Here is a 12,933-nt window from a genome sequence, read left to right as displayed (position 1 = left end):
CCTGACAAGATGGTTTTGAACGAACGGCACTCGCAATCCTTTGAAAATCAAACAAATCAATCAAGTGCATCCCTGCCTTGCCAACGGGCAGGTCCAAATCCTCTTTAATCGGGGTACAAACTCGTTTTTCCTGCAAAAAATACCGGAAAACTATTCAACCAATCAGAGTAGGCTGATTGCCCCCAAAAGCTGTATTTCCCACGAATTCGCCACCATTCGCACCAAACCCCCACCGATTTCGTTCTTTTTGCCCAAACGGAAAAAACATGAATCGGAATTCTCTGCTGCTGTCGGTAGCCCTCTGCTTTTGCGTCGCCGCTGCGTTCGCCCAACCCACCTCCGTCCCTCCCTATTTCACAGTGGAAAGTGCGCCCAACAAAGCCAAAAACGCCTACAACGATGGGGTGAGCGAAGCTCGCAAAGGCAACACAGCCATCGCCATCGGTTTTTTTGAACGCGCCTTGAAAGAATCCCCCACCTTCATTGACGCGCAGCTGATGTGGGCTGATGCGCAGTACGAAAGCATGGATTTCGAGCGAGCGCGAGAAGGCTACAAAAAAGTGCTGGCCCTGGACGCCAGCTATGCCCCACGCGCACATTTTTATCTGGCCAACTGCTATTGGGGAGAAGACAGCTTTGAGAACGCCGCTTTTCACGCCGAGCAATACCTCGCTTCCAATCCACAAAACCCAAAGTCGCTGCGCGAGGCACGGCGTTTGGCGGAAAACGCCCGGTTCGCCGCCCATGCCGTCAAAAATCCGGTTCCATTCAAGCCCTTGTCAGTAGGCCCCGGCATCAATTCGCCCGCCGACGAATATCTCCCCTCGCTCACCGCCGACGGCCTCACCATGATATTCACACGGCGCGACGGCTACGACGAGAATTTTTACCAAAGCGAATGGAAAAACAATGCGTGGCAGAAAGCCGTGCCGCTGGTAGGGGTCAATACACCCATGAATGAAGGAGCGCAGCACATTAGCCCCGACGGCTCGTGGCTCGTGTTCACAGCCTGCAATCGCCGCGACGACGGCTCGCAGGGCAGTTGCGACCTCTATTGGTCGCAGTTCAAAAACTCGGCGTGGACCAAGCCCATGCCTTTCAGCGCGGCTATCAACTCGCGCGATTGGGAAGCCCAACCCTGCATCAGCGCCGACGGCAAGACCCTCTTTTTCAGCAGCACCCGACCCGGCGGCAAAGGCGGCAAAGACCTGTGGAGCACCACCCGCCAACCAAATGGTAAATGGAGCAAACCCGAAAACCTCGGAGACAACATCAACACGGAAGGCGACGAACAGACCCCCTTCCTGCACCCCGACGGCCAAACACTCTACTTCACCTCCGACGGGCTGCCCGGCATGGGACAAAACGACCTCTATTTCGCCCGCCGCCAACCCGACGGCACTTGGGGCAAGCCGCAGAATCTGGGTTTCCCCATCAACACAAAGGCCAGCGAAGGCACCCTGACCGTCAGCCTTGATGGGCGCACCGCTTATTTTGCGGCCAATCGGCCCGGAGGTCAGGGCGGCATTGATATCTACCAATTCGATTTGCCCGAACACGCTCGCCCACGCCCCGTCACCTACGCCCGCGCCCGCGTGAGAGATGCCGCGACGGGCAAACCCTTGGTGGCCAAAGTAGATTTCGTGGACTTGAAAACAGGACAATCCTATGTCTCCTCTTTTACCAAGAGCGACGGGGCCACACTGGTCTGTTTGCCCGCAGGCATGAACTACGCGCTCAATGTGAGCAAGGAGAAGTACCTGTTTTACTCCGAGAATTTCAACTTGGTAGATACTGCTACCTTCGCCGAGCCTTTTTTGCTAAACATTGACTTGCAACCCATTCCCCCCGATTCGGCAGCCCCCAGTGCTCAGCCCGTGGTGCTTCGAAACGTCTTCTTCGAAACAGGTTCCGCATCGCTGCGCCCCGAATCCTTCACGGAACTCGATCACCTCGTCGCCTTGCTCAACGAGGTGTCCACGCTGCGCATTCAGATCGGAGGGCACACCGACAACGTCGGCGACGATGCCAGCAACCAGCGCCTTTCGGAGGCGCGAGCCAAAGCGGTCTATGACTACCTGATTTCCAAAAGCATCGCACGCGAGCGCCTCCAATACAAGGGCTTCGGAAAAAACCATCCGCTAGCCCCCAACGATACGCCCGAAGGCAGGGCGAAAAATCGCCGCACGGAGTTTGTGGTGTGGTGAAAGCAGCCGTTGTCCGCAAATTTTTAGCAGCATAAATGGGCCATCGGCCAACCCGAAACACTCTACTTTTGTTTTTCCAAAAAAAATCGTAAAAACATAGTCAGCCTCCAAACGCAGAGGACTCGGACGACAGCCTTATATGTTTTTGACAGGATTTGCAGGATTTTTCGCAGCGAAGCCTCCTCATCTATCCTGTAAATCTTGTGAATCCTGTCAAAATTCAATGTCTGTTGTCCCGCCTAAGTTTTTCCAAAAAATTGCAGCACTTCCAATCAATCGGCTCATGGTCCCAACAAAAACTGTCAATCAGACGGGAGCGTGAGCCAACAAATCAACAAACGCCATGACAGCTACCCTTGCCTCTGCCACCCAAAAACTCGACCGACTGGGCTATCTCGACCTCGAAGTGGGCCCCGAACTTGACCTCGTGGCCGAAATCAACCGCCTGAAAAAAGAGAAAAACGCCATCATCCTGGCGCACTACTATCAAGAATCGGAAATTCAGGACGTGGCCGACTTCATCGGGGACTCGCTCGGCCTTTCGCAAAAAGCCGCCGCCACCGATGCCGACATCATCGTGTTCGCCGGGGTGCACTTCATGGCCGAGACCGCCAAAATGCTTTCGCCGCACAAAAAAGTGCTGCTGCCCGACCTTAAAGCAGGCTGTTCGTTGGCCGACTCCTGCCCGCCGCATTTGTTCAAAAAATTCAAGGAGAAATATCCCGACCATATCGTGGTGTCGTACATCAACTGCACGGCCGAACTCAAAACGCTGACCGACATTTGTTGCACTAGCACCAATGCGGTCGCCATCATCGAAAGCATCCCGAAAGACCAGCCCATCATTTTTGCGCCCGACAAAAACCTCGGCGCTTACCTCATCAAAAAAACCGGACGCGACATGGTGTTATGGAATGGGGCCTGCATGGTGCACGAGATATTCAGCCATGAGCGCATCGTCAAACTGAAAAACCGCCACCCCAACGCAAAATTTATCGCCCACCCCGAATGTGAGGCGCACATTCTCGACATGGCCGATTTTATCGGCAGCACCACCGGACTGCTCAAATACACCATCAACGATTCCGCACAAGAATACATCGTCGCCACCGAGTCGGGCATTTTGCATCAAATGCAGAAGGCCAGCCCGCACAAGACTTTCATCCCGGCACCGCCCAACAACAATTGCGCATGCAACGACTGCCCACACATGAAGCGCAACACGATGGAAAAACTCTACCTCTGCATGGAACACGAAATGCCCGAAATCACCCTGCCCCAATGGGTGATAGAGCAAGGGGTGAAGTCCATTGACCGGATGATGGAGATTTCGGAAAAAGCGGGGTTGGGGTTGAAGTAGGTGGCTCTTATGGGTTTTCAGCCAAACAAATCGTCCAAAAGGTCAGCACCTCTTCCACCAAGCCGATACTGTGGCTGTTGTGTTTAAGCCCGAAGGTGGTAAGCAAGGTGAGCATGAGATATTTTGAGCGTGTTCAGAAAGCTGTGTCATCCCAATGGAGACGATAAGAAAACACAGAGGCACGAAGGGCACAGAGTTTTGGTTTTCAATAATTTACATTCCTTTAAGCGCGGCGTGTATTGCGTAAAAAGAAAACACCCGGTATGGTTTGACACACTTTTCTGAACACTCTCGATATTTTTTTCGGGTATTCGTGACGGCTTGGAACACCGACATTTAGTGCCGCAATGCTTGGGCATCTGCCGCAGTCAGCGTGTATTCCGTATTTTAGAACTTGATTTCAAAAAGATTGATAATCTGGTCGTTGTGGTCAAGGACAAGGTCAATTTGCGCACCCTCCTCCGTCGTGTCCCCCCTTTGGATGAAAGCCGACGATGAGGCATAAACCCCCGAAATATCCAGTGCCTTTTTCACTTGCGGCAGGTGCTCGAAGCATACATTTTCACAGACATACCCAGCCCATATCTTGGCGGTCTGTGTTTGGCTGATGTGTTGCCATACGTTGTCTCTCTCGTTTTTGTTTTTTTTCTATGAAGCGCAGGTAGAAGTATGAGTATTCATCTGTCAGACGGAAAAGCATATCTTTCTTTTTTTGCCAAAAGGATAGTAAGAGGTCACAAATCCCGATTGTTCCAGTTCCTCCAACACACGCGAAGTGTTGCCGCCCTCAGGGAGCTTTCCTTTGCGCGCAATGTCGGCGCGACCCATGCCTTGACGTGATTGGGCCAGCATTCTCACTATCGCAGTGTGATTGTCGGCATTCGCAAAAAGCGATGGGTAGAGTCTCGGAAACGCGTCGCTGAGCAGTCCATTGGGCGCGAAACAATTATCCTTGATGTTCTGAACGGCACTTTTCCCTGCTTCCACTTCTTTGAGATAATGGGGGATGCCTCCCATTGCCATGTATGCCTTGATTCGCTAGGATTTGTTAGATGAACATGATTGATGTTCTTGATTTTTAGCAGATTGCGATTGCAGCCATGCTCAAAACCTAACGGCGCAAAGTATAAATCTGCACCATTTGATAATGGTTGTTCAGAAGGATTTGCTGCTCTTCAACACACCCAATAAGTAGTGCCTCGCTCATGCCCCAAATATATTATTGGCGAAATCGGGGGTAAATCTGCCAGATTCCGCCAGCAATACCTTCAAAAAAACGCACGGGGGGCGGAGCAACTCGCCTCCCATGCGCGAACGAAGAGTCATTGTGTTATTTGAAAAAATCTAGGAGGAGCAAGGTGTCAATGACTTGGGGCGGTCACTTTATCCGCTTGCCCTCAATTTCTTGGCCACCTTGAAACAGCGTCATCTTGTCCACTTTCCCATGCTCGTCGGGATAAAACTCGATGTCGGCTTGCACCACTTTTAGGAAAAAACGAGTAGGTGAAGCGGCAAATACCTCGAAGCGGGGTTGTCCCGTCGCTTGGCAAAACAGTTGAGCGCCCTCTCGCGTTACCGCGATATTGAAGCCGGGCATCAACTGGTACTCTCCGACGAACTTGTCGAGGTCTTGTTCCGACAACGTTATTTCGAGACGAGCGGCAGGCAGCGGCTTGTCTGTTCTTACCCAAAGGTTGTCAGCCGCCGTGCGGTCATTCACAATCGCCCTCGACACTTTTTTTTCGCCGCCTTTTTCGCGCTCGAAAGTGATGCGGGCAAATGACTCCTCGAAGAAAAACTGGTCAGTGCCATAAGGCACGATTTTGTACTTCTTTCCACCGGAACGTTGGGAGTGCAACTGCCCATTTTCCACAGTGATGAGGCGCTGTTCCTTTTTTTCATTTTCGTAGACACCCACATACTGCTCCAATGCATTGGTTTCCATGGCGATAGCGGTGGGTTGAAAGGGTTTTCCGACTGTTAGTGCCGCCAATTTAGCGGTCAAATCGTGCGGAGGCTCACAATCGCAATTAGTCAGAATCGCCACGCAAACTTCCTCTTTGGGCAAATAGACCAAATCGCTCAGGAAGCCGTGAATGCCGCCGCTGTGCTCCACCGTTGGGCTGCCGAGCAGGTTGCCCATTTGCAACCCATAGCCATAGTGCGTGTTGGTGCCGTCGGGCAGTATGTATGATTGGGTCATTTTTTTCAGTGATTCAGGTTTCACCACTTTACCGCCGTGCAAGGCTCTGGTCCAGATATGCAAATCCTCCACCGTGGAAAGCAGCGACCCCGCGGCGTAGGGCTGCGTCATGCTCAGGTAAGGTGCGTTTTGGTAGGTGCCTGCCACGTCGCTCTCCGAATAGCCCGCCGCTCGGTTTTTTATGACGGGTGCCACATCGCCGTAGTAGGAGTTGTTCATGCCGAGTGGCTTGAAAAAATGTTCGGTCACATACTCCGTGTAGGTTTGACCCGATGCCTTTTCGATGATGTAGCCGAGCAGGATGTAGCCGGAGTTGTTGTATTCCCACTTGGCATCCGGGTCAAAATCCATCGGCTGGTTTTTGAAATAATCAATCAACTCGCTGACCGTGAAATCCTTTCGGTGCACTTCGGGTGTCCATTCCTTCATGCCAGTGTAGCTTTTGATGCCCGATGTGTGGGTGAGCAAATGCTCCACGGTGATTTTTTTTCCGTGTGTGGGATAATCGGGGATGAACTTCGTCAAGTCATCCCGCAACGACAATTTGCCTTGCTCGGCCAGTCGCATGATGGCCGCGCCAGTGAACTGCTTGGTGACAGAGCCGATGCGAAAAACATGGTCGGTGCGCAGTGGTACCCCGAGTTCGAGGTTGGCCATGCCAAAAGCCTTGTGATAAATGATTTGACCTTTTTCCGACACCAATACCGCGGCTCCGGGGCCATCGGCTTTGAAGGCTTGGCCGAGCAGGTTGTCGAATGATTCAGTGAGATTTTGAGAAAAAACGTGAATGGAAAGGCTGAGGAATAAGCAAAAAAACAGACGGGATTTTAGTTTGACCATTATGTGGAGGTAGTTGCAATGATGAACGATTGGCGAAGAAGATAGGTCTTTTTGCGCGTTTGGCGAAAAGACATCAATCTGGCGGCACACGTTACATCGTTCCAAAAAAAAGATGCACGAAACGCTGCCCTTTCACCACGCGCCAAGGCAGGTGAATGGCGGGTTTTTCGATGTGGGCGGTATTGAGGGTGGGTTCGCCCGGTTTGGGCAGCGAGGGTCTCCGGCACCCGAGGAGCAGAAGACCCAAAAGCGAAAGCAGGATGAGCTTTGTTTTCATAGCAAGCAATTTTAATTGTTTATAGCCTAATTAACGGTCGTATTGGTGCAGGTCGTATCGCTCTATGATGCCGATGATTTTTTCGGCATAGCCTCGGTCGGTTGCGTAACCGATTGACTTCAAGCCATAAGCCCATTTCCGGTAATCTTTACCATGTCTTTTCAGACTGGCATAACGACCGGATGCCAGCAATTCGCTGTGTGCTCGCCAACTTTCCCATGGCGATTTGAATTTTCTGAAAAAATCCTTGTGCGAATCGTCGGTAAAGTTGGTGCAGTGCCCCTTCCTGCAATTGCGAGAGAAGCACTTGATACCAAAGTGGTTGTTGTTGTTCACGGCTAGTTTGCTGGTGCCGGCGCGGCTTTCTATCAACCCCTGCGCGAGGCTGATGGAAGCAGGAATGCCAAACTTCTGCATCTCACCAATCGCTATTTTGTGATACCGCTGGATGTAGTCGTTGGCTTGCTTGGCGAATAGCTCCGAGTGGCCGACCGGTGCGGCGCTGCTTTTTGGCTTGGTGGCAGGCTCGGCAGGTGCCGCCGATTTGGTGGGTTTGGGCTTGATGGCTGGCGCTTCGAGCGGCATTTTTTCCTCCTCGAGCGCGGTGATGACGGGTTCGTCCATGTATGTTTCGGGGGTTGAGGCCGATTGGCCCAAGTCGGTGAGCAGAAGCAGGTAAGCGCCGACGGCGAGCACACCGATTTTGATAAGGGTGTTGCGCTCGAAAACGCCCATAGTGTAGCGGTGTGCCTGAAACTTGAAGGCCACCCAAAAGCGCCTAAGTCTGTGCAGGACGAGTCGCCATTTGTTGACCCGTTGTCGCTTGTGGGTTGGTTCATCCACTATGCGCCCCGGAAGGTTTGTGCCTTGTCTGCGGCGCTGAGCAGTGGTGTTGGCCCGGCTTTTATGCTGCGGTTTATATGCTTCCGGTTCGGTGTAGTAACCTTTAGCGATACTCATGGCGGAAAGAGGAATAAGTGAAAAAAATGTTTGTTTGCATACCATCTGATTGGGCGGACAAATGTAAAACAAGAATTTTAATTTTAAAACAAGAAGTTTTTAAAAAGTTTTAAATTTGTCGTTTTTAATCGTTTTTATGAAATAAAATAAACAACGTTAAAAACGATTTTTAAAACAATTTTATGTCAATCAATGGCACCTCGAATGAGAAATTTGAGGTGTTGGCGCGACGCAGGCATCCTCGAAGAGCCTTTTCTCGCCAATAGGCAGCGTTTGACCGCGAACACTCGTTTCTACTGCACACGGGTGTCCGGTTTTGCCGAACAAACAAAACACAATAACTTTCCAACGGAAATCAACTCATGGATTTCGCCCTTAATTTGGAACGTGCCGAACATAACCTCGTCGCTGCGCTTGCCCGTCAGGAACGCTGGGCCCAACAAAAATTGTACGAAGAGCACTACGGCAAAATGATGGGTATCTGCTTGCGCTATGCAGGGTCGCGCGATGAGGCGCTTGACCTGCTGCACGAGGGTTTCATCAAGGTTTTTCAGAACATCGGACGATACCGCCCCGGCACCTCTCTACCCGCGTGGATTCGCACCATCATCGTGAACACTTGCATTGACTACTATCGCAAGACGATTCGCCGCCGCACCGAAGACCTCAACGATGCGCACTACCTTTCCGACGATGCGCCTGATGTGTTGAGCAATCTCACGGAACAGGAAATCCTCGCCGCCGTGCAAGAACTTTCACCTGCTTACAGGGCGGTTTTCAACCTCTATGTGGTGGAGGGCTACTCGCACAAGGAAATTGGCGATGCGTTGCAAATCACTGAAAGCACCTCGCGCAGCAACCTCGTGAAAGCAAGATTGAAACTTCAAGAGTATTTCGCCGCCCGACGTATGGAATTTGAGAAAGGGGAGGAATGAAACGGGGCGAAATGGATTCTAACTTTTTGAAATTAAGGCATTTGTGCCATGAACGATAATTTTTTTGATAAGCAAATAAAGACCACGCTCGACAATTTGGAGGCTCCATACGATGCCTCCACTTGGGCGATGCTGGAGCAACGACTGAACGCGCCGTTTGTGGAAGAACAGCCCGCAGCGGTGGATGCAGTGGACAAAGCAGTGTTCAGAACGTTGGAACGGTTGGAAGCGCCTTATCAGCCTGCGCACTGGAATATGCTCGCCAACCGAATGCAACAAACTTCGCTGGCCCGCAGGCGTGTGTGGGTGGCCAAGTTGCTTGAGGCGGCTATTTTCCTGTTGTTGTTGGCCAATTTAGAGGGCTTTTTGGGCAGCGGAGCATCGCGGCCACAGCGCCAACCAGAGAAACGGGCTTTGCCCCCCTCCGACCGTCCGCAAGCAGACAGGAATATGCCGCGTGGCAAACACAAAGCCGCGATGCACACGGTTGATGCGTTGAGCAACGCGCACGCAGCCTCTCGACTGTTGGATGCGGCGGCGATTCAGCACTTCGACGAGACGATTGCCGGTGCGCTTGGCTCGCCATCAGAAGAACAGCGCCATCAAAATTTGTTGGAATCGCTACCTACTCATTGGGCATCCATGAAGGATATGATGAGCCTTCCTGTGTTGCCGACCCACTCTGTGCGGCACTCGCAGTCCAGCCCAGTCGCGTTTGCAAAAGTCAAGGTGAAAGCACCCAAACAGCATCGTTTTTATGCGGCGACGTTCGCCCATTTTGAAAACAACAAGGTGAGGAGTGGCGACTACTCCAACACTTCAACGGGTCACGGTGGCGGCATGGCTATCGGCTACCGCATCGGGCAGTGGGGGGTGGAGGCGGGCCTCTCGTACAGCCGCCGACAGTTTGAGCCTAAGAAGCAAATTGAGATTTACGCTGGCAGCACAGTGCAGGGTTTTCATGGCTCTTTTGCCACCAATGTGGAGGCTGATGTGGTTGCTGTGCCGGTAAAAGTGACACGCCGCGTGGCAAAATTGGGTCAGGCAACTGCACATGCCGTGGGGGGCGTCACCACGAATTTTGCCGTGACCAAAAACTTCGATTACGGCTCCGTTTTTTACCCCGCGCCCTCGTCGTCGTCCGACCCCAATCCGCCTACCCAAGCGCCTAAATTGCGCAAGGATGGCAAAGGTGTGTTAGAAGGAGGGGGCTTGCGTGAAAATGTCTATGCCTCAGCCGACGTGGGTTTGCGCGTGGAGCATCCCATCGGCCAACGTTTTGCGGCGTTTGTGGAGCCAGCCTATCGAATGGCGCTCGGCAGCAAGGGCATTGGGCCTAACCCTGCTCGGCTTAACACGTTTGCGGTGCAAGCGGGCGTGTTGGCGACACTTTGAAAAAGACTGAGTTGGTTGATGCGTAAAAATGGGTTGAGGAGACAGCCTCCTCAACCCATTTTTCATGTAATTTGTAAAAACTTGGACAGGGCAGCCCTTGCGTAGATTTTTACTCTAAACCTCAGAAATCCATCCTCACTCGCAGGTTGATGCGCCGTCCCGTCAGGTAGTTGGGGATGGCGTATTGCACGTTCGTAATGGCTTTTATCCAAGTGTTGGAAGCCTCGTTTGCTACTTTCATGAGGTTGAAGACTTCGAGGCTTGCCCATGTGTTGCGGGTGAAGCGCAGAAAGTGCTGGGGGCGGCGTTCGAGCCATTCCTTTTTCCAGAGTTGAAACCCGAACCCGATGTCCACGCGGTGATAGGGGGTGAAGCGATATGGGTTCCGATACTCGATGTTGTTGTCGGGGATGCCAAAGGGCAGGCTCGTGCCCACCGTGAAATTGAGCTGCATCGTGATGTTTTTGTTTTTCCGAAGATAGTCTTGGAAATAGGTAGAGAGCGTGAAAAAGCGGTCGGTCGGGCGCGGCACGTCCTTTATGTCGCGCCCCTCGCGGTCGCCCAGTTTGCGGATTTTATGCTGCACGCCCGTGATGGCTTCGCGGGTGCGCAGTAGCGAGATGTTTATCCAGCTCTCTGCACCTTCCACGAATTCGCCGTTAAGCCTGATGTCAATGCCTGTGGCATAGCCGGTCGAGTTGTTCTCGCCTGCATATCGGATGCGCACGTTGTCGAGGTCGTAGGAGACCAAATCCCACAGCGACTTGTAATAAGCCTCCGTGATGAGGCGCATTTTCACGGGGCGGTATTTGCCCCAAAGAAAGTCGTAGGTGAAACCGGCTACCAGATGAGCCGATTTCTGTGCGGCCAAGTTGGTGTTCACGGTGCCGTCGGGTCTGCGCATTTCGCGGTAAAATGCGGGTTGGTAGTACAAGCCACTGGCCACCCGATAAGATATGTCGCGCTTGGTGTTAAGGGGTTTGTAGAGAAATTGCGCGCGAGGGGTGATGAACCAATCGCGATTCAAGGTCCAATACTGCCCCCGAAGGCCGCCGCTGAGTTGCAATTCGCGCTTGCCGTCTTTTCTCCATGTCCAAGTATCCTGAAAAAAGATGCTGAATCGGTCGCTTTGCAAGTTGTTGCGGGTTTTCAGCACGTTGCGGACGAATAAAAAATTGGTGTCGTAGGGCAGGGAGTAAAGCGCCGAGTCGAGGCGCTCCCACTCGTTGATTTTGTCGTTGATGCGTTCGTTTTGCCATTTGGCCGACCATTGCAAAAAGTGGCTTCGGGTCAATCCTTCGTCCGTCAAATCGCGCTGGAATTCGATGCCCCCCCGATATTCGGCGTTGAGCACATCGGCGGTGAGGTAGTTGCGAATCCAAGTCTGTTGGGTACCAGTGCCGAGTATGTTGACGATTTCGCCGAAGTTGTCGGAGCCGAGGTTTGATTCCAGTTCGCCCAAAATATAGTTGCCGATGATGTCGAATCGTTCGTTTTCCTGACTTCGCCAAGTGGAGGCCATGAACTTGTGGTAGAGTGGGTTGCGCTCGCGGTCGGGCAGGTAAGTGAGTGAGATGCCCCCCATGGCTTGCGTGAAATCATCCACTTCCTGTCCCTCGAAGGCTGTTCGGATTTGCAGGGCGTAGTCAATGAGGCCAAATGCTCGCACGAGACTTTCCGGTACATAGTTGTAGCGCGCTCGGTTGTAATTGCCGATGACCCCCAATTGCCAATCGCGGCTCAGGTCGTAAGTGAGGTAGGCCTGCACATCGGTGAAGTTGGGCACATATTCTCCCACCACATCGAGGCTGCCGAGCAGGAGGCGAGTTGTCTTGTAGCGTGTGCCCACGAGGTAGCGAAACGCGCGATACGAGTCTTTTTTTGATTTGACACTGCCCTCTATGTGCGCGGACGCGCCCAACAAACTACCGCTCGCACTGGCTCGCAGGCTATCGGGACGCTTGTATTTCACATCCAGCACGGACGATAGTTTGTCGCCGTATTTTGTCTGAAACCCACCACTGGAGAAGGACAAGTCGCGCACGAGGTCAATGTTGGGGAAGGTCAAGCCTTCTTGTTGGCCGGCGCGAATCAATTGTGGGCGATATATCTCAAAGTCATTGACATAGACAAGGTTTTCGTCGTAGTTGCCACCGCGCACTTGATATTGAGAGCTCAGTTCGCCGCCTGTGCCCATGTTGGTGCCCAGTGCGATATGGGGCAGCACGCTCTCCAAGTTGCCCGTCGTGCTGGGCAGCAGCTTGAGCGCCTCTAGATTTCTTTCTCGCACCATGCCGCCGTCGTCGAGCCTTCGTTCGCTGATGACCACTTCCAGGTTCGACTCGGTAGGTGCCAGCCGCACATCCAGCGCAAAACGCGCACCTGCCGGAAGGGGCAGTATGTCGGCGCTGCTTTCCTTGTAGGCCACGCGACGAAAACCCAGCGTGACGCGCTCGTTGGCAGGCACTTGAATGGCGAAGTTGCCGCGCTCGTCGGAGGTGACTGCCGTTCTGCCGCCTTTCACAAAAACGGTGACGAGTTCCACGGGTTGAGCGGTGGCGGCATCGGTGAGGCGACCGAAGACGGTGGCTGTTTGTTGCGCCCGAATCAAACACGGTGCAATGAGAAGCAAGATTAAGAGGAGTGTCTTTTGTTGGGACATGTATCAGTACATCCTTAGCAAGGTGCAAAATATACCCTGATTCGCCAAGATTTATCGAATGCTCAGGATTGAGGTCTCTGATTTTGAACGAACC

At 52.7% G+C, this 12,933-nt stretch carries 10 protein-coding genes; 4 read left to right on the top strand and 6 right to left on the bottom strand.

Features of this window, described 5'->3' with window-relative positions; genetic code table 11:
• Window positions 1-266 precede the first annotated feature (266 nt).
• On the top strand, window positions 267-2,207 hold the full coding sequence (locus KIS77_08300) for a PD40 domain-containing protein (protein ID MCW5922329.1): 1,941 nt from the start codon (window positions 267-269) through the stop codon (window positions 2,205-2,207).
• 343 nt (window positions 2,208-2,550) lie between these two features.
• Window positions 2,551-3,567 carry a quinolinate synthase NadA gene (gene nadA / locus KIS77_08295; GenBank protein ID MCW5922328.1) on the top strand — a complete coding sequence of 339 codons (1,017 nt, stop codon included), beginning with the start codon at window positions 2,551-2,553 and terminating at the stop codon, window positions 3,565-3,567.
• Window positions 3,568-3,954: 387 nt separating this feature from the next.
• Here nadA and KIS77_08290 read toward each other — a convergent pair whose 3' ends face one another.
• The 5 genes from KIS77_08290 to KIS77_08270 form a co-directional block, all read right to left on the bottom strand.
• Complete coding sequence (locus tag KIS77_08290) at window positions 3,955-4,101, bottom strand: hypothetical protein (GenBank protein MCW5922327.1); 147 nt, start codon at window positions 4,099-4,101, stop codon at window positions 3,955-3,957.
• Between the two features lie 150 nt (window positions 4,102-4,251).
• On the bottom strand, window positions 4,252-4,590 hold the full coding sequence (locus KIS77_08285) for a hypothetical protein (protein MCW5922326.1): 339 nt from the start codon (window positions 4,588-4,590) through the stop codon (window positions 4,252-4,254).
• A 355-nt stretch (window positions 4,591-4,945) separates the two neighbouring features.
• On the bottom strand, window positions 4,946-6,610 hold the full coding sequence (locus tag KIS77_08280) for a serine hydrolase (protein MCW5922325.1): 1,665 nt from the start codon (window positions 6,608-6,610) through the stop codon (window positions 4,946-4,948).
• A 91-nt stretch (window positions 6,611-6,701) separates the two neighbouring features.
• A complete protein-coding gene (locus KIS77_08275) occupies window positions 6,702-6,887 on the bottom strand; it encodes a hypothetical protein (GenBank protein ID MCW5922324.1) in 186 nt (61 codons plus the stop codon).
• Between the two features lie 30 nt (window positions 6,888-6,917).
• The gene (locus KIS77_08270) at window positions 6,918-7,847 is read right to left on the bottom strand and encodes a glucosaminidase domain-containing protein (GenBank protein MCW5922323.1); all 930 of its coding nucleotides are present in this window, start codon (window positions 7,845-7,847) and stop codon (window positions 6,918-6,920) included.
• A 362-nt stretch (window positions 7,848-8,209) separates the two neighbouring features.
• On the opposite strand from KIS77_08270, the gene KIS77_08265 reads away from it, so the two are divergent.
• Complete coding sequence (locus tag KIS77_08265; protein ID MCW5922322.1) at window positions 8,210-8,782, top strand: RNA polymerase sigma factor; 573 nt, start codon at window positions 8,210-8,212, stop codon at window positions 8,780-8,782.
• Between the two features lie 48 nt (window positions 8,783-8,830).
• On the top strand, window positions 8,831-10,177 hold the full coding sequence (locus KIS77_08260) for a hypothetical protein (GenBank protein MCW5922321.1): 1,347 nt from the start codon (window positions 8,831-8,833) through the stop codon (window positions 10,175-10,177).
• Window positions 10,178-10,298: 121 nt separating this feature from the next.
• Here KIS77_08260 and KIS77_08255 read toward each other — a convergent pair whose 3' ends face one another.
• Window positions 10,299-12,839 carry a carboxypeptidase-like regulatory domain-containing protein gene (locus KIS77_08255; protein MCW5922320.1) on the bottom strand — a complete coding sequence of 847 codons (2,541 nt, stop codon included), beginning with the start codon at window positions 12,837-12,839 and terminating at the stop codon, window positions 10,299-10,301.
• Between the last annotated feature and the right edge of the window lie 94 nt (window positions 12,840-12,933).

Source organism: Saprospiraceae bacterium (genome assembly GCA_026129545.1).
GTDB lineage: Bacteria > Bacteroidota > Bacteroidia > Chitinophagales > Saprospiraceae > M3007.
Note: the sequence above shows the minus strand (reverse complement) of the source record. Positions and strands in the feature narration are given on the sequence as shown.

Bases quoted from the DNA above. Each gene is read 5' to 3' on its own strand.
- KIS77_08300 (MCW5922329.1), top strand. From the start codon at position 267: ATGAATCGGAATTCTCTGCTGCTGTCGGTAGCCCTCTGCTTTTGCGTC.
- nadA (MCW5922328.1), top strand. From the start codon at position 2,551: ATGACAGCTACCCTTGCCTCTGCCACCCAAAAACTCGACCGACTGGGC.
- KIS77_08285 (MCW5922326.1), bottom strand. From the start codon at position 4,590: ATGGCAATGGGAGGCATCCCCCATTATCTCAAAGAAGTGGAAGCAGGG.
- KIS77_08280 (MCW5922325.1), bottom strand. From the start codon at position 6,610: ATGGTCAAACTAAAATCCCGTCTGTTTTTTTGCTTATTCCTCAGCCTT.
- KIS77_08275 (MCW5922324.1), bottom strand. From the start codon at position 6,887: ATGAAAACAAAGCTCATCCTGCTTTCGCTTTTGGGTCTTCTGCTCCTC.
- KIS77_08270 (MCW5922323.1), bottom strand. From the start codon at position 7,847: ATGAGTATCGCTAAAGGTTACTACACCGAACCGGAAGCATATAAACCG.
- KIS77_08265 (MCW5922322.1), top strand. From the start codon at position 8,210: ATGGATTTCGCCCTTAATTTGGAACGTGCCGAACATAACCTCGTCGCT.
- KIS77_08260 (MCW5922321.1), top strand. From the start codon at position 8,831: ATGAACGATAATTTTTTTGATAAGCAAATAAAGACCACGCTCGACAAT.
- KIS77_08255 (MCW5922320.1), bottom strand. From the start codon at position 12,839: ATGTCCCAACAAAAGACACTCCTCTTAATCTTGCTTCTCATTGCACCG.